The organism is Streptomyces curacoi, assembly GCF_001513975.1.
GTDB classification, from domain to species: domain Bacteria; phylum Actinomycetota; class Actinomycetes; order Streptomycetales; family Streptomycetaceae; genus Streptomyces; species Streptomyces curacoi.
In genome coordinates this window covers 32329-56857 of the sequence record NZ_KQ947991.1, presented here as the reverse complement: position 1 = coordinate 56857, position 24529 = coordinate 32329, and the positions used below count along the sequence as shown (strand labels likewise).

Sequence of the window (24529 nt, the reverse complement as noted above, 5' to 3'; positions counted from 1 at the left end):
TTCTCCCCCTCGGGCTGGGCCGTGAAGGCGCTGCGGCCTCGACCACAGCAAGCACTTCCCGTCCGGTCTCAGCGGTAATCACAAGAACATCACGGAGCCTGTTCGAGGCCTGTGGCGTTCGTCACATGCCTCCCGCAGGTGCCCGACGCGGCCGGTTTGTCCCTCGGTCGGCTCACGGTCGCTCCCCGCCACATCACAAACCGGGCATGACCTGGGCTGCTCAGGTATCCGAGGAGATCAGCGGCACTGTAGGTTCTTGCGCCATGGAGGAGCTGGACCGACAGATCGTGCAGCTGCTCGTCAAGGACGGGCGGATGAGCTACACCGACCTGGGCAAGGCCACGGGGCTGTCCACGTCGGCCGTGCACCAGCGGGTGCGCCGGCTGGAGCAGCGCGGCGTCATCCGCGGCTATGCCGCGGTCGTGGACCCCGAGGCGGTGGGACTGCCCATGACCGCCTTCATCTCGGTGAAGCCGTTCGACCCCAGCGCCCCTGATGACATCGCGGACCGGCTTGCCGGTGTGCCCGAGATCGAGGCGTGCCACAGCGTCGCGGGCGACGAGAACTACATCCTCAAGGTGCGGGTGGCGACCCCGCACGAGCTGGAGGAGCTGTTGGCCCGGCTGCGCTCGCTGGCGGGGGTGTCGACCCGGACGACGGTGGTGCTGTCGACGCCGTACGAGGCACGGCCGCCGCGGATCTGATCGGACGCGGGACCGATCGCCGCAAGCAGTGAGGGACCTGGGTAAGGATCGGTCCGGGTGAGGCGCGAGACTGTTTCCCATGAGTGAGTCCACCGCCCAGCCGAAGACCGTCCTCCTCCGTCGCGGAGAAGTGCACAGCCCCGCCGACCCGTTCGCCACCGCGATGGTCGTCGAGCGCGGCCAGGTCGCCTGGGTCGGCTCGGAGGGGGCCGCCGACGCCTTCGCGGACGGGGTGGACGAGGTGGTCGACCTGGACGGCGCCCTGGTCACCCCCGCGTTCACCGACGCCCATGTGCACACCACGGCCACCGGCCTCGCCCTCACCGGCCTCGATCTGTCCGGTGCTCCCTCCCTGGAAGCCGCCCTGGCCCTGGTACGGGACTTCGCCGCCGCCCGCCCGCACGACCGCGTCCTCCTCGGCCACGGCTGGGACGCCGCCCGCTGGCCCGGCGGCCGGCCGCCGACGCGCGCCGAGCTCGACGAGGCCACCGGCGGCCGTCCCCTCTATCTCTCCCGCATCGATGTCCACTCGGCGGTCGTCACGACGGCCCTGCTGGACCTGACCCCCGGCCTCGGGCCGGTGGACGGCCCGCTCGTCGCCGACGCCCACCACGCCGTGCGTGCCACCGCCCTCGCCGCCGTCACGGCGGAGCAGCGCGCCGAGGCCCAGCGCGCCGCCCTCGCGCACGCGGCCTCCCTCGGCATCGGCTCGGTCCACGAGTGCGCCGGCCCCGAGATCTCCTCCGAGGACGACTTCACCGACCTGCTGCGCCTGGCCGCCGCGGAACCGGCCCCGCGAGTCGTCGGCTACTGGGCCGAGCAGGACGTGCGCAAGGCACGGGAGCTCGGTGCGATCGGCGCGGCCGGCGACCTCTTCGTCGACGGCGCCCTCGGCTCGCACACCGCCTGTCTGCACCAGCCGTACGCCGACGCCGGCCACACCGGCACCGCCTACCTGGACGCGGCCGCCGTCGCCGCCCACGTCGTCGCCTGCACCGAGGCCGGCCTCCAGGCGGGCTTCCACGCGATCGGCGACGCCGCCGTGACCGCCGTCGTCGAGGGCGTGCGCACCGCCGCCGAGAAGCTCGGCCTGGCCCGGATCCGCGCCGCCCGCCACCGCGTCGAACACGCCGAGATGCTCACGCCGGACACCATCGCTGCCTTCGTCGAACTCGGCCTGACCGCCTCGGTCCAGCCCGCCTTCGACGCGCTGTGGGGCGGCGAGGACGGCATGTACGCCCAGCGCCTCGGAGCCGAGCGGGCCCGCACCCTGAACCCCTTCGCGGCCCTGCTGCGCGGCGGTGTCCCGCTCGCCTTCGGCTCCGACAGCCCGGTCACCCCGCTCGACCCGTGGGGTACGGTCCGTGCCGCGGCTTTCCACCACACGCCCGAACACCGCGTCTCCGTGCGCGCCGCGTTCACGGCGCACACGCGTGGCGGCTGGCGGGCGGTCGGGCGCGACGACGCGGGCGTCCTGGTGCCGGGCGCGCCCGCCGACTACGCCGTGTGGCGCACCGACGAACTGGTGGTCCAGGCCCCCGACGACCGGGTCGCGCGCTGGTCCACCGACCCCCGCTCCGGCACCCCCGGCCTGCCCGATCTGACCCCCGGCCGTGAGCTCCCCGTCTGCCTGCGCACGGTTGTGGGCGGACGAACGGTCTTCGTACGGCCGGGCGAGTGATCTCCCGGGGTGGCGCGCATCGGATCGGTCCGCACCACCCCGTCGTGCGACCTGCGCATCCTCCGCGCTGACCAGGGAATTGAGCGAAGACCCGCAGCTCAGACGGCTGTTGACAGGCGGCGGCCCGGGGCCGGTAGGTTCGGCCGGGTCCACCACCGGACGCCCGACCGGGGAAACCGCGGAACTTCCGGGAACCCGTCGCAACGCCGCTGGGTCAGGGACGGTGTGCCGCACCGGAACACCGCCACTGGGAGCCAGGCTCAGCGCCCGAGCGGCGACGACGGAACGTTCCGGCCGGTCGGGGAGGTGTGACCCGGGTGGGGCCCGGGTGCTCAGTAGACAACGGCTTTCGGTCGATCCGCAGCCAGCGGGTCCCAGGTCGGCCCGAAGGGCGCCGGGCCCCCATCCGCCGAAGGCGCGCATCGGCGCACGGGCCGGAAAAAAAGGTCTTACCCCGCTCTTGTGGAATCGACACCACCATACGAACGTCCTGATACGTCGGCGCAGGCCGCGCCCACTATGGTGGACGTCTGCGTACGGATGTGAAGGGGCAGCAGTGAACGACGGCGACGGGACCCGCGCGGCACAGGACCGGGGGAGGCAGTTCGGGCCGCTCGGCACGGCGTTGGTGATCATTCCGACCTACAACGAGGCGGAGAACATCAAGTCGATCGTCGGCCGGGTCCGCAAGGCGGTCCCCGAGGCGCACGTACTGGTGGCCGACGACAACAGCCCCGACGGCACCGGCAAGCTCGCCGACGAACTGGCCGCCGAGGACGACCACGTCCACGTCCTGCACCGCAAGGGCAAGGAGGGCCTCGGCGCCGCCTACCTCGCGGGGTTCCGCTGGGGCCTGGAGAAGGGCTACGGCGTTCTGATCGAGATGGACGCGGACGGCTCCCACCAGCCCGAGGAACTGCCCCGTCTGCTGACCGCCCTCAAGGGCGCCGACCTGGTCCTCGGCTCCCGCTGGGTGCCCGGCGGCCGGGTCGTGAACTGGCCGAAGTCCCGCGAGTTCATCTCCCGCGGCGGCAGCCTCTACTCCCGTCTCGCCCTGGACCTCCCCCTGCGCGACATCACCGGCGGCTACCGCGCCTTCCGCCGCGAGACCCTCGAAGGCCTCGGCCTGGACGACGTCGCCTCCCAGGGCTACTGCTTCCAGGTCGACCTCGCCCGCCGCGCGGTCAAGGCCGGTTACCACGTCGTCGAGGTGCCGATCACCTTCGTCGAGCGCGAACTCGGTGACTCGAAGATGAGCCGCGACATCCTGGTCGAGGCGCTGTGGCGGGTCACGTCGTGGGGAGCGCAGGAGCGGGTGGGCAAGCTGCTGGGCCGTACCAGGCCGTCGTCGTCGCCGTCGCGGCCGTCACAGTCGTAGGCCCACGACCGCCGAGGCGGCGTCGGTCGTTCCCTTATCCCGCTCTGAGCCGGGCGAAGGCACACTGGACGTATGACGACTGGCGCACCGACCCCCACCTATCCCGCCCGGCCCCGGCGCTCCCGGCTGCGCACCTTCCTGCCGCTGGGCGTCGCCGCATGGCTGGTGCTGGAGATCTGGCTGCTGACCGTGGTCGCGGGCGCGGCGGGCGGGCTGACCGTGTTCCTGTTGCTGCTCGCCGGTCTGGTGCTGGGCTCGGTGGTCATCAAGCGGGCAGGCCGACGCGCCTTCCAGGCCCTGAACGAGGCGCTGCAACAAGGCGGCACCCCGGCCCGCGGTGGCGGCAACGGCCTGATGATGCTGGGCGGCCTGCTGATCATGCTGCCCGGCCTGATCTCGGACGCGCTGGGTCTGCTCCTGCTGATCCCGCCGGTCCAGAAGGCCCTGAGCCGTCATGCGGAGCGGACCTTCGAGCGCAAGCTGCGCGAGGCGACCTCGGGTTCGTTCGGCGACGCCTTCCAGCAGGCCCGCATTCACCGCCCCGACGGGAAGATCGTGCCGGGCGAGGTCATCAGGGACGAGCCGGGGGACTCGCCGCAGGGGCCGAGGCCGCCGCTGACGAGCTGACCTCGCGGGAAGCCCGGCGCCACTGAGCACCGGGCTTCTTTTTCGGGCACAGCCTTTCGGGAGCAGGTTTTTCGGGCACAGCAAACCGCGGGCGCCGTACGTCACTCTCACGTACGGCGCCCGCGGTTACGTGCGTTGCCTGGTCAAACCCGCCCAAGCCCCGCAGGGACTGGTAGGGAACTATGCCGACTTGCGGCTGTCCCGGGGGTGAACCGCGATGTTCATCGCCCCCGAGCGCAGAACGGCAAGACGCTCCTCAAGGACCTCTTCGAGTTCCTCGCGGGTGCGCCGCTCCATCAGCATGTCCCAATGCGTACGCGCGGGCTTGGCCTTCTTCTCCTCAGGACCGTCGCCATCAACGAGGAGTGCCTGGGCCCCGCAGACCTTGCACTCCCACTCCGGCGGGATCTCCGCCTCGACCGAGAAGGGCATCTCGAATCGGTGCCCCTTCTCGCATGCGTACTCCACGGCCTGGCGCGGGGCCAGGTCGATGCCGCGGTCCGTCTCGTAGCTGGTCACCACGAGGCGCGTGCCGCGAAGAGCTCGCTCACTCATGAATCGTGCCTCCCGGGCTTGTCGCCCACAGGACAGGTGTCGCTGTCGTCGTCATCCGGTCAACGTCCGGTCGGCGGTAAAGATTCCCGTTCCGAGTCACGTTCCGGGTCGTGCGTCGCCGTCGTAGCCGCAGCCTTGCTGACCAATGTCGTACCCACCGGCGCCCGGTTTGTCACATCTGCTAGCAGATGTGACCCAGCGTTTCGGCATCTTTGACGCGCAGTAACGGTACGCCTGGCAGGCCAAACGCGTACACTACCGCCCTTTCACGCCGAACGCTAAATCGTCGTCGGTACCGGATTGCCCGCGTCGCTGATCGCCCGCCGCACCGGAACCCTTGCGAGCAGGGCGAATCCGATGACGAAGAAGGCCACCAGCGAGATGATTGCGTCCCGATAACTTCCGGTCAGCTGGTAGGTGAGACCGAACAGCAGCGGGCCGAGCCAGCTCATGCCGCGGTCGCTCATCTCGTACGCGGAGAAGTATTCGGCCTCCTTCCCCGGCGGGACGAGATGGGAGAACAGGGACCGGGACAGGGCCTGGCTGCCGCCGAGGACCAGCCCGATGCCGGCCGCCAGCGCGAAGAACCACACCGGCGCCCCGGCCGGCAGGAAGTACCCGGCCGCCAGCGTCACCGTCCATGCCACCAGCGAGCCGAGGATCGTCCGTTTCGCGCCGTACGTCCGGGCCAGTCGCCCCATCGCCAGCGCGCCCGCCACCGCCAGGACCTGGACCAGCAGCACCGCGCCTATGAGCGTCGACTGCCCGAGGCCCAGTTCCTTGGAGCCGTAGATCGACGCCTGGGAGATCACGGTCTGGATGCCGTCGTTGTAGATCAGGTAGGCGAGGAGGAAGGCGAGGGTCAGGGGGTGGCGGCGCATGTCGCGGACCGTCGCCGCGAGCTGCCGGAAGCCGGGAGCGGCCGGTTTCCCGGCCGCCTCGCCGCTCGTGCCGTCCGCCTCGGCCGCGGTGCTCGCGGACCGGCGGTCGCGCAGTCGTCGCAGCGGGATGAGGGCGAACGCGCCCCACCACAGGCCCGCCGAGGCCAGGCAGATACGCACGGCCGTGCTCTCGGAGGCCCCGAAGGAGTCGTGCGCCAGGTACAGGACCAGGTTCACGATCAGCATCAGGGAGCCCGAGGCGTAGCCGAAGGCCCAGCCCCTGGAGGAGACCGCGTCACGCTCCTCGGGCGGGGCGATCTGCGGGAGGTAGGAGTTGTAGAGCATCATCGCGACCGACTGCGCCGCGTTCGCGACGACCAGCAGGGCACCGCCGAGCAGATAGCGGTCGCCGCCGAGGAAGAACATGGCCGTGGTGGCCGTGGCCCCGACGTAGGCGGCGGTCGCGAGGAGGGGCTTCTTGCGTCCGGTGCGGTCGGCGGCCGCGCCGACCAGGGGCATCACCAGGACGGCCACGATCACCGACAGGGACACCGAGTACGCGAAGAAGGATCCCGCGCGGACCGGGATGCCCAAGGGATGGACGAACCCCTCCGCGTCCGCCGCCCTCTCGGCGACCGAGGTCAGATAGGGGCCCAGGAACACGGTGAGCACGCTCGTCGAGTAGACCGAGCACGCCCAGTCGTAGAAGTACCAGCCGCGCTGCTCGCGCCGCCGCCCGGCGGCCTCGTCGGCCGCGTCCGTCCGCACGGTACCGGTGCCCACCCCGTGCCCTCGCTTCCCCGTGGTGATCCCGCGCGAGGGCGGAGTCAGGACGGGGTCAGACCCAGACGCCCCGGTCCTCCAGGACCTTGCGCAGTGTGTCGATGTGATCGGTCATGATGCCATCGACCCCCAGGTCCAGGAGCCGGTGCATCGCATCGGGATCATTGATGGTCCACACGTGCACCTGCAGCCCGCGCGCGTGGGCGGCCCGTACGAAGCGGTGGTCCACCACCTGGATCCCGGACTGCGCCTCGGGAACCTGCGCGGCGACCGCCGAGCGGCGCAGCGCGGCGGGCACCCCCCAGGAGCGCAGCCGCAGATTGAGGACGCCCCGGGTGCCGTACGACGTCGCAAGGCGCGGCCCGGCCAGGCGCTGGGCGCGCACGACACGGGCCTCGGAGAAGGAGCCGACGCAGACGCGGTCCCAGGCGCCCGTGCGCTCGATCAGCTCCAGGAAGGGGTGGAGTGCCGGCTCCGCCTTGAGGTCGACGTTCCAGCGCACCTCGGGGAAGGTCTCCAGGAGCTCCTCGAAGAGGGGCACCGGCTCCTTGCCCGCCACGCGCGCGTGCCGTACGTCGTCCCAGAGCAGGTCCGCGATCCGGCCCGCCCCGTCCGTCACCCGGTCCAGGGTCGCGTCGTGGAAGGCGACGAGCTTGCCGTCGCGTGTGGCGTGGACGTCGGTCTCGATGTACCGGTAACCCAGTTCGACCGCGCGCCGGAACTGGCGCACGGTGTTCTCCAGGCCGTCCGCAGCCCCGCCCCGGTGGGCGAAGGGGATCGGGCCGGGGTGGTCGAGGTAGGGGTGGCGTATCCGCGTGGTGCTCACGGACGCAGTATCGCCCGTCGGGGTTGCCCGGTGGCAACGACCGTGCTGCCGTCGGATGCCGAGGGGACGGCGAACACCCGCAGGAAGAGCTGGGCGAGCGGGCCGATGGACAGCGCGTAGAGGAGGGTGCCGGCACCGACCGTGCCGCCCAGCGCGAAGCCCGTCACGACGACCGCGATCTCGACGGCCGTGCGCATCAGGCGGATCGAGCGGCCGGTGCGCCGGTGCAGGCCGGTCATGAGGCCGTCCCGGGGGCCCGGTCCGAAGCGGGCGGCGATGTAGAGGCCGGTGGCCACGCCGTTGAGCAGAATGCCGGCCAGGAGCAGGGGGATCCTTACGGTCAGGGTGTGCGCCTCGGGGACCAGGGCGAGCGTGCCGTCCATGGCGACGCCGACCACGAAGACGTTGGAGACCGTGCCGAGGCCCGGGCGCTGGCGCAGCGGGATCCACAGGAGCAGCACCGCCGCGCCGACGACGATCGACACGACGCCGATGGACAGGCCGGTGCGTTCGGCGAGGCCTTGGTGCAGCACGCCCCAGGGCTCCAGGCCCAGGCCTGCCTCGACGAGCAGCGCCGAGCTCGCGCCGTACAGCGCGAGCCCGACATAGAGCTGCGACAGCCGCCGTATGAGATGCCCCTGCGTGGACAAGGAGTGCCCCCTGTGTGGTGGTAGTGGCCTGATGCATGACACCCTGTGGCTTGGGAGGGGACGCCCTCCATGGCCAATTCGGGGAAGGTGGACTGGAAATCATGGTGCAGTGGACTTCCGCGGTGGGTGCCGCGCAGCTCGCCCGGCTCCTCACCTCCCAGCAGGACCGTCCGGCTGGCCCCGGCACCAAGCGCCCGCCCGCGTACCGGGCGCTGGCCGACGGCATCCGGCTGCTCGTCCTGGAGGGCCGCGTCCCGGTCGCCGCCCGGCTGCCCGCCGAGCGGGAACTGGCCCTCGCGCTCTCGGTGAGCCGTACGACCGTGGCCGCCGCGTACGAGGCGCTGCGCACCGAGGGGTTCCTGGAGTCGCGGCGCGGGGCCGGCAGCTGGACGGCCGTACCGGCGGGGAACCCGCTGCCCGCCCGTGGCCTGGAGCCCCTGCCGCCCGAGGCGCTCGGCTCGATGATCGACCTCGGCTGCGCGGCGCTGCCCGCACCCGAGCCGTGGCTGACCCGTGCCGTCCAGGGCGCGCTGGAGGAGCTGCCCCCCTACGCCCACACCCACGGCGACTATCCGGCCGGGCTGCCCGCGCTGCGGTCGATGATCGCCGAGCGGTACACGGCGCGTGGGATTCCGACCATGCCCGAGCAGATCATGGTGACGACCGGGGCGATGGGCGCGATCGACGCGATCTGTCATCTCTTCGCGGGGCGCGGTGAGCGCATCGCGGTCGAGTCGCCGTCGTACGCCAACATCCTCCAGCTGATGCGGGAGGCGGGCGCCCGGCTGGTGCCCGTCGCCATGGCCGAGGGGCTGGCCGGCTGGGACATGGACCGCTGGCGGCAGGTGCTGCGGGACGCCGCGCCCCGGATCGCCTATGTGGTCGCCGACTTCCACAACCCGACCGGGGCGCTGGCCGACGACGACCAGCGGCGGCGGCTGGTGGACGCGGCGCGGTCGGCGGGGACGGTGCTCGTCGCCGACGAGACGATGAGCGAGCTGTGGCTGGACGCGGAGGTGGAGATGCCGCGGCCGGTGTGTGCCTTCGACCCGGCGGGGTCGACCGTCATCACGGTCGGGTCGGCCAGCAAGGCGTTCTGGGCGGGGATGCGGATCGGCTGGGTGCGGGCGGCTCCGGATGTGATCCGCAGCCTCGTGGCCGCGCGCGCGTACGCCGATCTGGGGACGCCCGTCCTGGAGCAGCTGGCCGTGAACTGGCTGTTCAGCACGGGGGGTTGGGAGCAGGCGGTGGACATCCGGCGGGGGCAGGCGCGGGAGAACCGGGACGCGCTGGTCACGGCTGTGCGGCGGGAGCTGCCCGGGTGGGAGTTCGAGGTGCCGCGGGGCGGGCTCACGTTGTGGGTGCGGACAGGGGGCCTGTCGGGGTCGCGGCTCGCGGAGGCGGGGGAGCGGGTGGGAGTTCGGGTGCCGTCCGGGCCTCGGTTCGGGGTGGACGGGGCCTTTGAGGGGTATGTGCGGCTGCCGTTCACCGTGGGCGGCGCGCTGGCGGAGGAGGCCGCGGTGCGGTTGGCCGCGGCGGCGCGGTTGGTGGAGAGCGGGGTGAGCGGGCCGGGGGAGTCGGTACGGCCGTTCGTCGCCTGACTGCGCCCGGGGCGGGTGCCGTCCCGGCGGTACGACCGCCCGCGGCTCCGCCGGTCACGTGGTCTCGGCCACGACAGCCTTCGCTGGTACCGGCTCCGGCTCGGGTTCCGCCTTCTCCAGCCTTGCCGGCGGTTCCGCCTCCATCGGCGTCGTCCGCTCCGGCAGCAGTTCCAGCACCGCCTGCCGGTGCGCGTCGCTCGTCGCGTCGTCGTACGGGTCCGGTGTCGCCGGGACCTGGAGACGGTGGACCGGGCCCGTGCCCAGGCGGGCGTAGCCGCGGCCGGGTGGCACGTCGGCGACCGGGGTGGTGTGCGGCGGAGCGCCCAGGACCGCGGCGAGTTGCTCCGCCGTCGCGGGGCCGAGCACGACACGCGCGCGGGTGTGCTGTCGTACGGCGTCACTCAGCGCGTCCAGGCCGTCCCACTGCTCGGCCACGACCACCGTGACGCCGGCCGCGCGGCCGTGCCGGAGCGGGACCTGGAGGAGTGCCTGGGGGTCCTTGCGGTGGTCGGCGGCGGCCAGGTGGGAGAACGCGGTGGGGCGGTCGAGGAGGAGCCACAGCGGGCGCTTGGTGTCGTCCGGCGGAGGGTTGCCCGCCTGGCGGGCCCGGTTCACGGCGATCAGGCGCCGCTCCGTCTCCGTCGCCGCCCACTCCAGGCTCGCCAGCGCCCCGGCCGGCCCGCACTCCACGGCCAGGACGCCGTCCCGGCCGATCAGGCAGGCGTATTCGCCGGTGCCGCCGCCCTCGACGATGACGACGTCGCCGTACTGCAGGGCCTGCAGGGCGATGGAGCGCAGCAGGGTCGAGGTGCCGCTGCCGGGCTGGCCCATGACCAGCAGGTGCGGCTCGGTGGAGCGGATGCCGGTGCGCCAGACGACCGGCGGTACGTCGCGTTGTTCCTCACCGTGGATGACGGGGAGCGTGCGCTGGACCTGGCTGTCGTCGGTGAAGCCGAGGACGGTTTCGCCCGGGGCCGTGACGAAGCGCTGGGCGGCGATGTCGGTGGGCAGCGGGGCGAGGACGGTGACCGTGAGCTCGTTGCCCTCCTCGTCCCAGAGGAAGTGGTACTCGCGGCCACGGCCGGACTTGGCGGTGAGCAGGTGCTCGATCCGCGCCCGGGACTGCGCCTCGCCGTCGGTGAAGTAGGCCGGGTAGCGGATCAGCAGACTGCTGACGCGTCCGGTGCCGTCGAACTCGTACTCCGGGAAGGCCTTCTCCCACTCGCCGCCGTGGGCGTACAGGGGTGCCGGGTCCTCGGCGGCGGAGAAGTAGGGCACGAGTGCCTCGTACAGCGACCTCAGTCGCTCCGTCTGCGACGCGTCGGGGCCCTCGGGCGCCGACGGCCCCCGGTCCCGGCCCTGCCAGGCCGCTGCCGCCATCAGCGTGATGACGGCGAGCAGCGGGCCGTACGGAACCAGCGCCACGACCAGGATCACCGAGGCCACCATGAACAGCAGTGACCCGCGCCGGTCCTTGGGCGTGTCCGCCCACTTGCGCCGCCCGGCCGAGGCCAGCCGGCGCAGACCGCGAGTGATCGTGATCAGCGGGTGGAGAACGTCAGAGGCGCTGTCGCTCGCCGTCCGGGCCAGCTCCCGGCTTCGGGCGAGCTGCGTCCGGGCCAGCTCTCGGCTCCGGGCGATCTGCGCGCTGCCTGTGCTCAGGATGCGGGGGAGAGGGCGGCGGGCCACTGCTGTCTCCTACAGGTGCGTACGGGCGGGAGGGGCGGCGTCAGAACTGGATGCCGCCGAGGAGGCTCGCCAGGCTCTCGCCGCCGGCCTTGATGCTCGGGGCGATGGCCGTGCTCGCCAGATAGAAGCCGAACAGAGCCGAGATCAGGGCGTGCGACGCCTTCAGTCCGTCCTTGCGGAAGAAGATGAAGACGACGATGCCGAGAAGGACGACGCCTGAGATGGAGAGGATCATGTGAGTGCTCCTGGTTGGTGGGGACAGTCACCATGAGTACTTCCAGGCTCACAGCATGTATCCATACGATAAAAGGTGCAACTGGGTGAAATTCGGTGGATTTCCTTCGGTCGGCGGAGTGTCCTTGAGCGGATGAGCTTGGGTGTTGCGTCCGACGGTGTCTGCGATGATCTTTACCTCGGGCACATCGGGTCATGTGCCACGCGAGCCAGTACCCTGGCGAATCACTCGGACGGCCCAGCACCGCTGGCCGGCCGTACCCTTTCCCCGCAGTCCCCGTGTTCGTAGTGAGAGGCGGTCCGGCCGATGACTGAAGCCCCCGACCCCGAGGTCGTGGAGCTGGCGACCAAGATCTTCGATCTGGCCCGGCAGGGGCAGACCGAGGCGCTCGTGGCGTACGTCGACGCGGGTGTTCCGGCCAACCTCACCAACGACCGCGGCGACTCGCTCGTGATGCTCGCCGCCTACCACGGCCACGCCGACACGGTGCGCGCCCTGCTCGCCCGGGGCGCCGAGGCGGACCGGGTCAACGACCGAGGCCAGACGCCGCTCGCCGGTGCCGTCTTCAAGGGCGAGACGGAAGTGATCAAGGCTCTTCTGGAGAGGGGCGCCGACCCGGGGGCGGGCACCCCGTCAGCGGTCGACACAGCTCGTATGTTCGGCAAGGCGGAACTGCTCGAACTGTTCGGCGCACACTGAGCCGACCATTCTGACCAGCGAAAACACGGAAAACGGGGGAGGCGGTACAGGGCCGCCGAAATTTCGGTCGCGGCAGATGGAACTGCCGAGTCATCATGACGTCGTGATTCACGGACGCGATGGCTGGGCAGGTGTTGCCGCACCGCGCGGGCCGTGATGCGGTCCGCATGGGCCACCGACGAGAGGCAGAGGAAGATGGTCTACAGCAAGCAGGAAACGGCGGGCGCCCCGACGTGTTGTCACGCGGCCAGGTGAAGCAAGAAACCCGGTTGCGTCGACGCTTGATGTGAGGCTGTTTCCCATGTTCGAACCGGTCATAGCGCCCAGCGGTACGCTGCTCGGCCTGCTCCAGCGGGGCCGCGGCGACGGCACACTGCACGCGCTCACCGCCCCGCGCGCCGAGGCGCTCGCGGCCCTGAACCACTGCGTGCTGCGGGACCCCCGCCACGACTGGCAGGTGGAGAACCGCTCCCTCTACTACGCCCGTCTCTACCTCGACCTGAACGGCGAGCTGGACGAGATCGAGGCGCACCTCTTCGATGTCGAGGACGCCCTCGACACCGAGGAATCACGCACCGGGCTGGCCCTCGCCGTCCTCGGCCACCTCGCCTCCTACGGCAGGCGGGACGCCCTCGCACTGCTGCGCAGGTACGCCGCCTCCGGCTCCAACTGGGCCTGGGCCCTGGACGAACTGGCGCTCCGGGACGACGACGCGGGGCTGCGTGCCCTCGCCGCGCCCGTGCTGGCGCGTTTCCCGGCCGATCCCGAGGGCGAGGCCGAGCTGGCCGTCGCCGTACGCGATGCCTTCGAGCCACGGCCGTGGCGGCTGTGGGCCGAGGATCCGCGCGAATCGATCGCCACACGCGTGCGTGCCGCTCAGGAGGCCGGCTGTTTCGACCGCTGGCAGCGGCAGATGCGACCGACCGGGCCCCGTCCGGGGTGGAGCGTGCAGGCGGTCTTCGAGTGGGCCCAGCAGGGCATGGAGCGCGGCGCCGCCCTCCATGTGCCCGCCGCCCGCTGTCTCTCGGCCGTCGCCGGGCGCGAGGACCGCCCCGAGATCGTCGCCGCCGCCAAGGACGGCACCGACGGAGCCAGGTGCACCGCCCTGCGCTACCTCGCCGACAGCAACGACCCGGACGCCCTCGACCTGATCGAGGCGGCCGTGGTCACCGGCTCACCGGCCGTCGTGGAGGCCGCCGTCGACGCCTTCGAACGCATGCGCAGCGTCGCCGCCGTCGACCGCGCGCGTGGCTGGGCCCGACGGCCCGACCCGCTGGGCGCCGCCGCCGGACGCATGCTCGCCTGCCGGGGCGGAGCCGAGGACAAGGACCTGGTCCTCGCCGCGCTCCGCGAGGCCGTACGCGGCGAAGGCCCCGACGCGCCGACCCTGTGGACCCTCGTCGACGGCACCGGACGGCTCGGCATCGCCTGCGCCGCCCCCGTACTGCGCCATATCTACCGGGAGACGGCCTCGTCCCATCTGCGCGGTCGCACCGCCCGTGCCCTCGCCGCCACGGATCCCTCCTTCGCGTCCGGATTCGCCGTCGAATGTCTCTGGGACTGCGAGGAGACCACCCGCGAGATCGCCGCCCGGCACGCCGAGACGGGTGACAACCGTGTCGTCGAGCGGCTGCGCCGGCTCGCCGCCGACCCGGCCGAGGAGGCCGAGGTCCAGACGGCCGTACGCAGCCGGATCGGGCCGGACCCGACGGCCGGCTGATCACCGGGCGGGCGGGGCAAGGCGCGGGCGGCCCACCAGGGCTTGGGCGGCCCACCAGGGCCTGGGCGCGCGGGCCGTGTCGGCGCGGCGTGGGCAGGCGACGGCGGCCATGTGTTCTCGATGCGTACGTCGGGGAACCCCGCGCGGCGGGTGAACGCGGAATGACCTGCGGGTCAGGCGTGTATGGACGCGGCCTGACCCGCTCGGGTGCGCAGCGGAACGCTCATGGGACGTTTGTCGTTCGGAAAGATCCACTTTGACGCGGCCACGTCCAGCACGGCGACAACACCGGTATGCGTGTCGTCATCGTGACCGAATCCTTTCCCCCCGATGTGAACGGCGTGGCCCACTGCGCGCTCCAGACCGCCCGACACCTCGTCGATCGCGGTCACGCTCCCCTCGTCGTCGCCCCGGCCCCCGCTCCCGGGCACAAGGCAGCCGCCGCTCTGGCGCCGTGCCCCGTCGTCCATGTCCCCTCCCTCCCGCTCCCCGGATACCCGCAGGTCAGGGTCGCCCTCCCCAGTCGGCGTCCGGCCGCCGCGCTGATCCGGCACCAGCCCGACATCGTGCACCTGGCCAGTCCCTTCGTCCTCGGTGTCCGCGGCATGGCCGCCGCCGCCCGGCTCGGCATCCCCACCGTCGCCGTCTACCAGACCGACCTGGCCGGATACGCCCGTACCTACATGGGTGCCGGCGAGGCCGCGGCCTGGCGGCGCATACGTGCCGTCCACTCCGCCGCCGACCGCACCCTCGCCCCCTCCACGGCCTCCCGGCGCGACCTGGAGACCCATGGAGTGCCCCGCGTCCAGCTGTGGCGGCGCGGCGTGGACACCGCGCGCTTCCGTCCCGGGCTGCGGGACGAGGCGCTGCGCCATGAGCTGGCCCCGAACGGCGAGGTGATCGTCGGCTATGTCGGGCGGCTCGCCCCGGAGAAGCACATCGAGCTGCTCTCCGGCGTGTGCGGCATGCCGGGCGTGAAGCTCGTGATCGTCGGCGACGGGCCGAGCCGGCCCGCTCTCGTCGAGGCGCTGCCCGGCGCGGTCTTCCTGGGCCGGCGCGGCGGCGACGACCTCGCCCGGATCTTCGCCGCGTTCGACGTCTTCGCCCACACGGGCCCGTTCGAGACCTTCTGCCAGACCGTGCAGGAGGCCATGGCGAGCGGCGTGCCCGTCGTCGCGCCCGCCGCCGGCGGCCCGCTGGACCTGGTCGACCACGGCCGCACCGGTTTCTTGGTACCCCCGCGCGACCCGGACGCCCTGCGGGACGCCGTACGTGCCCTGGTCGCCGACCCCGCGCTGCGGGCCGCCTACGGGGCCGCCGGGCGGGCGACGGTCGAGGGCCGCACCTGGGCGGCCGTCGGCGACCAGCTGATCGGGCACTACGGGGACGTGGTCGCCGCCCGCCGGGCGGTGGTGGCGGCATGAGCGGCCTGCGTATCGTCCGGCTCGCCAACTTCGTCGCGCCCGCCTCCGGTGGTCTGCGCACCGCGCTGCGCGAGCTCGGCAAGGGCTTCAAGGAGGCCGGACACGACCCGGTGCTCATCGTGCCCGGAGACCGCGCGAGCGACCGGGAGACCGAACAGGGCCGGGTGATCACCCTGCCCGGCCCGCTGCTGCCCGGCACGGGCGGCTACCGCGTCCTCACCGACAGGCGAAGGGTGGCCCGGGTCCTGGAGGAGCTGGCCCCCGACCGTCTGGAGGTCTCCGACCGCACGACCCTCAGGTGGACCGGCAAGTGGGCGCGGCGCGCCCGGGTGCCCGCCGTGATGGTCTCCCACGAGACCGCCGACGGCGTCCTGCGCACCTGGGGGCTGCCCGAGGGCACGGCCCGGCGCGCCGCTGACGCCCTCAACGTCCGTACGGCCCACACGTACTCGCGCGTGGTGTGCACCACCGAGTTCGCCGAGCGGGAGTTCGTGCGGATCGGGGCGCGCAATGTCGTACGGGCGCCGCTGGGCGTCGATCTGGTGGAACGGCACCCCGCACTGCGCGACGCCGGGCTGCGCGACCGGCACGCGCGCGTGGACGAGTCGCTGCTGGTGATGTGCACCCGGCTGTCCGTCGAGAAGCGGCCCGGCACCGGCCTCGACGCCCTGGAGGCGCTGCTGCGGCGCGGGCGCGAGGCGGTGCTGGTGGTGGCTGGAGACGGGCCGCTGCGGGCCCGGCTCGAACAGCGGGCGCGGGAGCGGGCGTTGCCCGTGACCTTCCTCGGGCATGTCGCCGACCGTCGGCTGCTCGGTGCGCTCCAGGCCTCCGCCGACGTGTGCCTGGCGCCGGGGCCCGCCGAGACCTTCGGGCTGGCCGCGCTGGAGGCGATGGCGTGCGGGACGCCCGTGGCGGTGAGCACGTCCTCCGCGCTGCCGGAGGTCATCGGCTCCGCGGGGGCGGTCGCGGCGGACCACGGGGAGGCCTTCGCGGACGCCGTGGACATGCTGCTCGAACGCCCCGAGGCGGAGCGGCGCGAGGCCGCACGCGCGCGTGCGGAGTGCTTCGGGTGGAGCACGGCGGTGGAGGCCTTCCTCGCCGCGCACGACGCCACGGTCCCACGCCGGGCTCGGGCGTTCGCGCCGGAGGGCGTGGCATGAGACCGGTGCGGTTCGTGGCCCTGGGCGACTCGCTGACCGAAGGGGTGGGCGATCCCGTCGGGAACGGGTGGCGCGGCTGGGCCGCGCTGCTCGCCGGCGGGCTCGGCGCGGAGTCCGTGGACTTCACCAACCTCGCGGTGAGCGGGGCGCAGACCCGCGACGTGCTGGAACGGCAGCTGCCCGCCGGGCTGGCCCTGCGGCCGGACGTCGCGTCCGTCGTCATCGGCGTCAACGACACCCTGCGCCGCACCTTCGACATCCAGGCGGTCGCCGCGCGGCTCGACAAGGTGTACTCCGCGCTCACCGCGCAGGGCACGGTGCTGCTCACGGCGTGCCTGCCCGACCCCGGCTCGATGCTCGGCCTGCCGGGCGCCCTGGCCCGCCCGCTGGCTCGGCGGCAGCGGGCCGTCAACACGGTGGTCCACGCGCTGTCCGAGCGGTACGGGGCCGTGCATCTGCACGCGTCCGAGGATGCCTGGCTCACCGACCGCGCGCTGTGGAGCGCGGACCGGCTGCACCCGGGGGAGCGCGGACACCGGCAGCTGGCGCTGCGCTTCCACGGGCTGCTCATGGAGGCGGGCGTCGCGACGGGGGCCCCGCCCTCGCCCGAGCCCCAGTTCGCGCCGCCCACGAGGTCGGCGAGCCTGTGGTGGCTGGCGACCGCGGGCACCGCCTGGGTGGTCCGCCGGTGCAACGATCTGCTGCCGCAGCTGCTGCGCCTCGCGGCCGACGAGATGCGTCACCGCGCGCGTGGCAGCAGCGCCCGCCTCGACCTGGGGGCGGCGCACGCGGTGGCGGCGGCGCTGGCGGCGCTGTCGGTGGCGGAGCAACAGGTGCGGCCGGACGTCGTCTAGGGCCTGTCCGCCGCACAGGCCCTGGGGCGCCGTCGGGCTCAGCGACGGGGTAGGGCGAGTCAGCGACGGCGTGCGGTGAGTCAGCGGCGGGGTAGGGCGAGTCAGCGACGGCGTGCGGTGAGTCAGCGGCGGGGTAGGGCGAGTCAGCGACGGCGTACGGCGACGAAGCGGATGGGCGTGCCCGGTGCCGCCTGTGCGGCGGCGGCCAGATCGGCGGTGCGGACCACCGCGATCACCGGGTACCCGCCGGTGGTCGGATGGTCGGCCAGGAACACGACCGGCTGGCCGTCGGGCGGGACCTGGACTGCGCCCAGGACCACACCCTCGCTGGGGAGTTCGCGGGTCAGGGCCCGTTCCAGGGCGGGACCGTCGGTGCGCAGCCCGATGCGGTTGCTCGCGGGGGACACGCTGTACGGGCGGGAGGTGAGGACGCGCACGGCCTCCGGCGTGAACCAGTCGTCGCGCGGGCCCAGCGTCACGCGTAGGACGAGTTCGGTCGGGGGCGCCGGCTGCGGAGCCACGTCCACGCGCGCGTGGGGCCGCGTCGGCCGGCCCAGGGGCAGCACCGTGCCGTCCGTGAGGGGCGGGGGGCCGAGGCCGGACAGGAGGTCCGTGGAGCGGCTGCCGAGGACCGGCTCGACGGTGATGCCGCCGGAGACGGCCACATAACTGCGTACGCCGCAGATGGCCGCGCCGATGTCCAGGAGCGCACCCGCGGGCACCCGCACCGGAGCGCCCCAGGCGGCCGGGCGTCCGTCCACCGTGACGCGGCACGGCGCGCCGCCGACCGCCACGGTGACCGCCGAACGAGGCCGCACCGCGCAGCCGACCAGCGTGGTCTCCAGTACGGCCGCCTCCGGCGCGTTGCCCACCAAGCGGTTGACCAGCGCCGCCGCCGGGGCGTCCAGCGCACCGGAACGGGGCACGCCGAGGTGGGCGTGCCCCGGGCGGCCGAGGTCCTGAACGGTGGTGAGGGCCCCGGCGCGTACGACGGCAAGCGCGCGGTCGGTCATGAGCGCCCCACCGGAACGAAGCGCACGCGCGTGCCCGGTGACAGCAGCGCGGCCGGCACACGCGTGTGGTCCCACAGCACGGCGTCGGTGGTGCCGATCAGCTGCCAGCCGCCCGGCGAGGAGCGCGGGTACACGCCCGTGTACGGGCCCGCCAGCGCCACCGCACCGGCCGGGACGGCCGTGCGCGGAGTGGCGCGGCGCGGGACGTCGTAGCGCGGCGGCAGGCCGGTGAGATAGCCGAATCCGGGGGCGAAACCGCAGAAGGCGACGCTGAATTCGGTGTTCGCGTGGATCTCGGCCACCTCGTGCGGCAAGACGCCCCAGTGCGCGGCCACCTCGGCCAGGTCCGGGCCGTCGTAGCGCACGGGGAGCTCGACGACGGCACGCGCGCGTGGGGGAGCGGGCGGCACTTCGGACGTGGTCAGTTCGGAGGCCAGACGGGCCGGGTCGGCGAGTCCGTCGAGCAGGACCGTCCGGGCCGCGGGAACGATCTCGCGCACCGCCAGCGAGCCCTGCGCCCGGCGCCGCAGCAGCTCCGCGTGCAGCGCCTGGGCCTCCTCGCCCGAGGACACCTCCACCAGCAGGGCGTCGTCACCGACGGGCAGGGCCCTCATACGAAGGCCTCCACCCGGACACCCGACTCCTCCAGCCGCGCCCGCACCCGGCGGGCCAGCTCGACGGCACCGGGCGTGTCCCCGTGCAGGCACAGGGAGCGTGCGCGTACCTCAACCCGCGTCCCGGTGTGGGAGATGACCACGCCCGAGCGGGCCAGGCCCACCGAGCGCTCCACCACGGCCTCCGGATCGGTGACAACGGCGCCGTCCTGCCCGCGCGGCACGAGCGTGCCCCGCTCCGTGTACGCGCGGTCCGCGAACGCCTCCGTCACGGCCGGCAGCCCGGCCTTGGCGGCCAGCTCCAGCAGCCGGGAGCCGGGCAGACCGAGCACGGGCAGGGTGGCGTCCGCCCGTGTCGCGAGGAGCACGCCGTCGACGACCGCGCCGGCCTGCTCCTCGTCGTGCACGACGCGGTTGTAGAGCGCGCCGTGCGGCTTGACGTACGACACGCGCGTGCCCGCCGCCCGCGCGAAGACCTCCAGGGCGCCGATCTGGTAGGCCACTTCGGCCGCCAGCTCGGCGGGCGGCACGTCCATCGCGCGCCGCCCGAACCCCGCCAGGTCCCGGTAGGAGACCTGCGCGCCGATCCGTACCCCGCGCTCGGCCGCCTGCTCGCACACCCGCCGCATGGTGGCCGCGTCCCCGGCGTGGAAGCCGCAGGCCACGTTGGCGCTGGTGACGACGGACAGCAGCCGTTCGTCGTCGGTCAGCTGCCAGCGGCCGAAGCCCTCGCCGAGGTCGGCGTTCAGGTCGATCGAGGTCATGGACGTCGGGTCTCCGTGTCGTCGGACGGTGTGTGCGGTCAGGCCACGCGGTACTGCTCGTCGCGGGCGTCGGTGAGGAACATCTGCCCAGGGGCGTGGGTGAGGGCGAAGGGCGGGCGCGAGGCCATCACCGCCGCCTGTGGGGTCACTCCGCAGGCCCAGAACACCGGGATGTCGTCCGGTTCGGCGTCCACCGGGTCGCCGAAGTCGGGCCGGCCGAGGTCGTCGATGCCGAGCACCGAGGGATCGCCGCAGTGTACGGGGCTGCCGTGCACCGCCGGGAGGAGAGAGCTCTCCCTCAGGGCCGCCGACAGGTGCTCCGGCGGCACCGGGCGCATGGACACCACCATCGGCCCGCGCAGCCGCCCCGCGTGGCGGCACCGGAGGTTGGTGACGTACATCGGCACGTTGCGGCCCTGCTCGACATGGCGGATCGGGACGCCCGCCCCGGCCAGCGCCCACTCGAAGGTGAAGCTGCAGCCGATGAGGAACGACACCAGGTCCTCCCGCCAGTGCGCCCGTACGTCGGTCGGCTCGTCCACCAGCACGCCGTCCCGCCACACCCGGTAGCGCGGCAGGTCGGTGCGCAGGTCGGCGCCGTCGGCGAGGACGGTCGTCCAGGAGCCGGCGTCGGTGACGTCGAGGACCGGGCAGGGCTTGGGGTTGCGCTGGCAGAACAGCAGCATGTCGTACGCCCAGTCGGCGGGCACCGAGATCAGGTTGGCCTGGGTGTGGCCGGCCGCGACCCCGGCCGTGGGGCCCGTGAGGCCGTTCCGGAAGCGGGCGCGGGCGGTTTTCGGGCTCCACGCGCGCGCGTGCTCGTCGACGAGGGTGACCGGGCGGTCCTCCGTACGGTTCACACCAGCTCCTTCCCGCGGGTCTCCGGCAGTCCGAGCAGGGCCAGCGCAGCGATGCCGTAGCCGATCGCGCCGAAGACCAGCGCACCGCCCACGCCCCAGCTGTCCGCCAGGAAGCCGACGGTGGTGGGGAAGACGGCGCCCACCGCGCGACCGGTGTTGTAGGTGAAGCCCTGTCCCGTCCCGCGCACGGCCGTCGGGTACAGCTCGCTCAGGTAGGACCCGAACCCGCTGAAGATCGCCGACATGCAGAACCCGAGCGGGAACCCGAGCACCAGGAGCAGGGTGTTGGCGCCGCTCGGGATGTTCGCGTACGCCAGGATGCAGACCGCCGACAGCAGGGCGAACAGCCAGATGTTGCGCCGGCGGCCCAGCCGGTCGGTGAGGTAGCCGCCGGTCAGATAGCCGATGAAGGCGCCCGAGATCAGGAACGTCAGATAACCGCCGGTGCCGACGACCGACAGCTCGCGCTCGGTCTTCAGATAGGTGGGCACCCAGGTGGCGAGGGTGTAGTAGCCGCCCTGGACGCCGGTGGAGAGCAGCCCCGCGAAGACCGTCGTACGCAGCAGACGGCCCTTGAAGATCGCCGCGAACGAGCCCTTCTCGGCGCTCTGTTCACGCACGGCCACTGCCTCGGGAGCGTCGTGCACCCGGCGCCGCATCCAGATGACGAGCAGCGCGGGCAGGGCGCCGGTCCAGAACATCACGCGCCAGGCCAGGTCGTCGTCGACGAGGGAGAAGACCAGGGTGTACATGATCGCGGCCAGGGCCCAGCCGACGGCCCACGAGCTCTGGATCGCGCCGAGGGTGCGGCCCCGGTGCCTGGCGCTCGCGTACTCGGCGACGAGGATCGCGCCGACCGCCCACTCACCGCCGAAACCGAGGCCCTGGAGGGCGCGGAAGACCAGCAGCGTCTCGTAGTTGGGCGCGAAGCCGCAGGCGACGGTGAAGACCGCGTAGGTGATCACGGTGATCATCAGCGCCTTCACTCGGCCGATCCGGTCGGCCAGCACGCCCGCGAGGGCGCCGCCGATCGCGGAGACCACGAGCGTGACGGTGGTGAACAGGCCGGTCTGGCCGCTGTCCAGGCCGAAGTACGCGGCCAGCGCGACCATGCTCAGCGGCAGCGTGAAGTAGTCGTACGAGTCCAGGGCATAGCCGCCGAACGCCCCGGCGAAGGCGCGGCGACCGCGCGGACCCAGGGCGCGCAACCAGCCGAACGCGCCGTCGTCGGCGGCGCGTTCGTCAGAGGTGGCGTGGGTGTCGGTCAGTGCCTGCGATGGAGGGGTCGAGCTCATGGGCACCTCGCAGAGAGGGGACGGAGGGTGCTGGGGATTGAGCCGTGCCGGTGTCGTAGCACCGTAGAGGATTGTTCAACGATCCCTCAATACCCATGTTGGTTCGTTCTTGTCATCTGCGATTGAATTCCGGCATGGCAGAGCAGCTGACCTCACTCGCCGAGGACCGCGCCCTCCTGGGCCGCACCAGCACCGCGGAGCGGGTTTCGGACATCCTTCGTAGCCGTATCGCCGAGGGGTTCTTCCCACCCGGCACCCGGCTGTCGGAGGACAGCATCGGCGGCGCGCTCGGCGTCTCCCGCAACACGCTGCGCGAGGCGTTCCGGCTGCTCACGCACGAACGTCTCCTCGTGCACGAGCTGAACCGGGGCGTTTTCGTCCGGGTCCTGACCGTGGAGGACGTCGAGGACATCTACCGCACGCGCGGGCTCGTCGAGTGTGCCGTCGTGCGGGGGCTCGGGGAGCCGCCGTACGGTCTGGACGGCCTCGCAGCGGCCGTCGAGGAGGGCCGCCGGGCGTCTGCCGAGGATGACTGGAAAGGTGTGGGTACCGCCAACATCCACTTCCACCGCGAGCTGGTCTCCCTCGCCGGGAGCGCCCGCACCGATGAACTGATGCGCAGCGTCTTCGCCGAGCTGCGCCTCGCCTTCCACGTCGTGGACGACCCGGAGCGGCTGCACGAGCCGTATCTGGCGCGCAACCGGCAGATTCTCCAGGCGCTGGAGGCAGGAGACAAGACGGAGGCCGAGAAGCTGCTGCGGGTCTACCTCAAGGACTCGCTCGAGCGGGTCGTGGAGGTCTATCGACGCCGGGTGGCAAGCGCCCCCTGAGAGGCGCGGGGAACTGCGCGACCAGCCACAGACGGCCTGTAGACACAACCCTTGTCACACAACTCTTGTTCCCCGGCTCAACCGGCGGAGCGCTTCGTTTGGGTCGATGTCAGACCCAGGACCTAGTCTGTGCACCGTGACTTCGCCTGCACCGACGGACCGTGTTCCGCCCCAGCTCAGCGCGGGGCCGCGCCCCGCTCCGGGCCCGGCCGCCGACGAGGGACTGGCGCGGCGGCTGCGCGCGCTCGCCTGCACCGCGCCGCTGCACGACCTCGACGCGCGCAAGGCCAACCTCGCGGGCGAGTACTCGGTGTACGGCATGGCGGAGGTGGCGCTCGCCGCCATCGACCTCGTCACACTGAACATGGACTTCGACACCGGCGCGGACCACGACCAGATCGTCGCCCGGCTCATCCCGCGCATCGCCGCCCAGGCCCCGCGGCGCCCCGTCGCCGAGCACGAGCGGGTGGCCCGCTGGGTCCTGGAGAACCTGATCAACGTCGGCAGTGTGGACCGCGGCTTCCGGGCGGTGTACGGCACCTTCGCGCCGGACGGCAGCTATGTCCGCCGTGACTACGACTTCAAGCTGATCGAGGAGGTGCCCGGGCCGGGGGGCACGGTGTACCTCCGTACCACCGACGAGGCGGTCAACGTCCTCGTCGGCGCCCTCGACACCGACGTGACCAGCGCGCAGATCGCCGCCGAGGTCAAGCTGGAGGTCCTGATCAACCGCGGCCGCCTCGCCGACGCGCAGCTGGCCGCAGAGCAGGCCCGGTACCGGACCGTCCAGTACTCGGAGACGCTCCGCAAGGCGCTGGAGGCGACCCGGCGGAACGTCCGCGCGGTGGACTGGCTGAACGCCGTGCCGGACATGATCGCCGAGGCGCTCGACCACGTCGCCGACCGGTACCGCCACGAGAACGCGATCCTCACCAACATCCGCAAGGCACGGGACGAGACCGAGGACCCGGAGCACAAGCGCCGTGCGGCCGAGCTGGTCGACATCGTCAAGGACTGCATCCGGCGGCACACCCAGCTGCAGTCCCGCCTGCTGGAGGCGGGACCGCTGTTCCGTGCCGAACAGGACCGACAGGCCTTCGCGACGCCCATGACGACCTCCGGAATAGACCTGTACGGACATCTCGTCGCCCCCGTCCTGCCGCTGCCGCTGGAGCAGGCCGTCCGGGTCACGGACGCCTTCTTCGCGCGCGGGACCGGGCTGCGGACGCCGGTGTCGGTCCGGGTGGGTGATCTTGTCGACATACTGCTGACGCCGCCGGTGGAACGGGAGCACCTGGGGGCCGAGATGCCCGAGCCGGATCTCATCGCCACGCCGGACGACAGCCGGTTCAGCGAGGAGCAGCTGGCCGCGGCGATGAACCTGCTGGACCTGCCGGCCGACGCGCCGCGCCGCCTGTCGGGCCTGTTGGCCGAGGCGCGGCGCCAGGACCCGGACCTTCCCTACCTGGTGGCGTTGCTGGCGGTGCACGCCGCCAGCCCGCCGGTCGGGACCGCCTATCGGCAGGGGGAGGAGAAGCTGCTGTTCGCCGTGGACGACGGGACGGAGCTGGACGATCCCGAGTTCGGCGGGGCCGACCTGATCGTGGGGACGGCCCTGCTGGACGCGGCCGGGATGGCCGCCGACCGGACGGAAGCAGCATGAGTGAGCAACAGCGGAGCAAGGAG

23 protein-coding genes are annotated in these 24529 nt (G+C 72.7%); 12 read left to right on the top strand and 11 right to left on the bottom strand.

What is annotated here, in order from left to right:
* Positions 1 to 263: 263 nt before the first annotated feature.
* From AQI70_RS26130 to fxsA, 4 genes are all read left to right on the top strand, one after another.
* On the top strand, positions 264 to 704 hold the full coding sequence (locus AQI70_RS26130; RefSeq protein ID WP_004002750.1) for an Lrp/AsnC family transcriptional regulator: 441 nt from the start codon (positions 264 to 266) through the stop codon (positions 702 to 704).
* Positions 705 to 783: 79 nt separating this feature from the next.
* Positions 784 to 2385, top strand: coding sequence for an amidohydrolase (locus tag AQI70_RS26125; protein WP_062154258.1), 1602 nt, complete (start codon positions 784 to 786; stop codon positions 2383 to 2385).
* A 556-nt stretch (positions 2386 to 2941) separates the two neighbouring features.
* Entirely contained in the window at positions 2942 to 3763 is an 822-nt protein-coding gene (locus tag AQI70_RS26120) for a polyprenol monophosphomannose synthase (RefSeq protein WP_062154256.1), read from the top strand.
* 72 nt (positions 3764 to 3835) lie between these two features.
* Complete coding sequence (gene fxsA / locus AQI70_RS26115) at positions 3836 to 4390, top strand: FxsA family membrane protein (RefSeq protein WP_062154253.1); 555 nt, start codon at positions 3836 to 3838, stop codon at positions 4388 to 4390.
* Positions 4391 to 4570: 180 nt separating this feature from the next.
* On the opposite strand, the gene AQI70_RS26110 is transcribed toward fxsA, so the two are convergent.
* The 4 genes from AQI70_RS26110 to yczE all read right to left on the bottom strand — a co-directional run bounded on the left by AQI70_RS26110 (position 4571) and on the right by yczE (position 8085).
* Positions 4571 to 4945 carry an RNA polymerase-binding protein RbpA gene (locus tag AQI70_RS26110; RefSeq protein ID WP_003977404.1) on the bottom strand — a complete coding sequence of 125 codons (375 nt, stop codon included), beginning with the start codon at positions 4943 to 4945 and terminating at the stop codon, positions 4571 to 4573.
* A 278-nt stretch (positions 4946 to 5223) separates the two neighbouring features.
* The gene (locus tag AQI70_RS26105) at positions 5224 to 6609 is read right to left on the bottom strand and encodes an MFS transporter (protein ID WP_062154251.1); all 1386 of its coding nucleotides are present in this window, start codon (positions 6607 to 6609) and stop codon (positions 5224 to 5226) included.
* 55 nt (positions 6610 to 6664) lie between these two features.
* Positions 6665 to 7435 (bottom strand): glycerophosphodiester phosphodiesterase family protein, encoded by a 771-nt coding sequence (locus AQI70_RS26100; RefSeq protein WP_062154249.1) that lies wholly within the window; start codon positions 7433 to 7435, stop codon positions 6665 to 6667.
* Positions 7432 to 8085: a membrane protein YczE gene (yczE, locus tag AQI70_RS26095; protein ID WP_062154247.1), complete on the bottom strand. Its 654-nt coding sequence runs from the start codon at positions 8083 to 8085 to the stop codon at positions 7432 to 7434. The genes AQI70_RS26100 and yczE overlap by 4 nt, the downstream gene beginning before the upstream one ends.
* A gap of 101 nt (positions 8086 to 8186) precedes the next feature.
* On the opposite strand from yczE, the gene AQI70_RS26090 reads away from it, so the two are divergent.
* The gene (locus tag AQI70_RS26090) at positions 8187 to 9686 is read left to right on the top strand and encodes an SCO1417 family PLP biosynthesis transcription factor (protein ID WP_062154243.1); all 1500 of its coding nucleotides are present in this window, start codon (positions 8187 to 8189) and stop codon (positions 9684 to 9686) included.
* A 54-nt stretch (positions 9687 to 9740) separates the two neighbouring features.
* Here the strand turns inward: AQI70_RS26090 and AQI70_RS26085 are convergent, their stop codons facing one another.
* Both AQI70_RS26085 and AQI70_RS26080 read right to left on the bottom strand, forming a co-directional pair.
* The gene (locus AQI70_RS26085) at positions 9741 to 11375 is read right to left on the bottom strand and encodes an ATP-binding cassette domain-containing protein (protein WP_062154241.1); all 1635 of its coding nucleotides are present in this window, start codon (positions 11373 to 11375) and stop codon (positions 9741 to 9743) included.
* Positions 11376 to 11415: 40 nt separating this feature from the next.
* Entirely contained in the window at positions 11416 to 11610 is a 195-nt protein-coding gene (locus tag AQI70_RS26080) for a hypothetical protein (protein ID WP_004002760.1), read from the bottom strand.
* A gap of 306 nt (positions 11611 to 11916) precedes the next feature.
* On the opposite strand from AQI70_RS26080, the gene AQI70_RS26075 reads away from it, so the two are divergent.
* The 5 genes from AQI70_RS26075 to AQI70_RS26055 all read left to right on the top strand — a co-directional run bounded on the left by AQI70_RS26075 (position 11917) and on the right by AQI70_RS26055 (position 17467).
* On the top strand, positions 11917 to 12309 hold the full coding sequence (locus AQI70_RS26075; protein WP_062154239.1) for an ankyrin repeat domain-containing protein: 393 nt from the start codon (positions 11917 to 11919) through the stop codon (positions 12307 to 12309).
* 301 nt (positions 12310 to 12610) lie between these two features.
* The gene (locus AQI70_RS26070; RefSeq protein ID WP_062154237.1) at positions 12611 to 14029 is read left to right on the top strand and encodes a hypothetical protein; all 1419 of its coding nucleotides are present in this window, start codon (positions 12611 to 12613) and stop codon (positions 14027 to 14029) included.
* Between the two features lie 293 nt (positions 14030 to 14322).
* Positions 14323 to 15453 carry a glycosyltransferase family 4 protein gene (locus AQI70_RS26065; protein ID WP_062154235.1) on the top strand — a complete coding sequence of 377 codons (1131 nt, stop codon included), beginning with the start codon at positions 14323 to 14325 and terminating at the stop codon, positions 15451 to 15453.
* Positions 15450 to 16613, top strand: coding sequence for a glycosyltransferase (locus tag AQI70_RS26060; protein ID WP_062154233.1), 1164 nt, complete (start codon positions 15450 to 15452; stop codon positions 16611 to 16613). The genes AQI70_RS26065 and AQI70_RS26060 overlap by 4 nt, the downstream gene beginning before the upstream one ends.
* Entirely contained in the window at positions 16610 to 17467 is an 858-nt protein-coding gene (locus AQI70_RS26055) for an SGNH/GDSL hydrolase family protein (RefSeq protein ID WP_062154231.1), read from the top strand. The genes AQI70_RS26060 and AQI70_RS26055 overlap by 4 nt, the downstream gene beginning before the upstream one ends.
* Positions 17468 to 17610: 143 nt before the next feature.
* Here AQI70_RS26055 and AQI70_RS26050 read toward each other — a convergent pair whose 3' ends face one another.
* Genes AQI70_RS26050 through AQI70_RS26030 form a run of 5 tightly spaced genes read right to left on the bottom strand, consistent with a single transcriptional unit; the run spans position 17611 to position 22013 of the window.
* Entirely contained in the window at positions 17611 to 18480 is an 870-nt protein-coding gene (locus tag AQI70_RS26050) for a 5-oxoprolinase subunit C family protein (protein WP_062154229.1), read from the bottom strand.
* Positions 18477 to 19094, bottom strand: coding sequence for a 5-oxoprolinase subunit B family protein (locus AQI70_RS26045; RefSeq protein WP_062154227.1), 618 nt, complete (start codon positions 19092 to 19094; stop codon positions 18477 to 18479). The genes AQI70_RS26050 and AQI70_RS26045 overlap by 4 nt, the downstream gene beginning before the upstream one ends.
* Positions 19091 to 19858 (bottom strand): LamB/YcsF family protein, encoded by a 768-nt coding sequence (locus AQI70_RS26040; RefSeq protein WP_062154225.1) that lies wholly within the window; start codon positions 19856 to 19858, stop codon positions 19091 to 19093. Before AQI70_RS26040 ends, AQI70_RS26045 begins: the two co-directional genes overlap by 4 nt.
* A gap of 38 nt (positions 19859 to 19896) precedes the next feature.
* On the bottom strand, positions 19897 to 20718 hold the full coding sequence (locus AQI70_RS26035; RefSeq protein WP_062154223.1) for a putative hydro-lyase: 822 nt from the start codon (positions 20716 to 20718) through the stop codon (positions 19897 to 19899).
* A complete protein-coding gene (locus AQI70_RS26030; RefSeq protein WP_062154221.1) occupies positions 20715 to 22013 on the bottom strand; it encodes an MFS transporter in 1299 nt (432 codons plus the stop codon). The genes AQI70_RS26035 and AQI70_RS26030 overlap by 4 nt, the downstream gene beginning before the upstream one ends.
* A 134-nt stretch (positions 22014 to 22147) precedes the next feature.
* Between AQI70_RS26030 and AQI70_RS26025 the strand changes: the two genes are divergently transcribed.
* Entirely contained in the window at positions 22148 to 22843 is a 696-nt protein-coding gene (locus AQI70_RS26025; protein ID WP_062154219.1) for a GntR family transcriptional regulator, read from the top strand.
* Positions 22844 to 22979: 136 nt separating this feature from the next.
* Positions 22980 to 24506, top strand: coding sequence for a hypothetical protein (locus tag AQI70_RS26020; RefSeq protein ID WP_062154217.1), 1527 nt, complete (start codon positions 22980 to 22982; stop codon positions 24504 to 24506).
* The last annotated feature ends 23 nt before the right edge of the window (positions 24507 to 24529 follow it).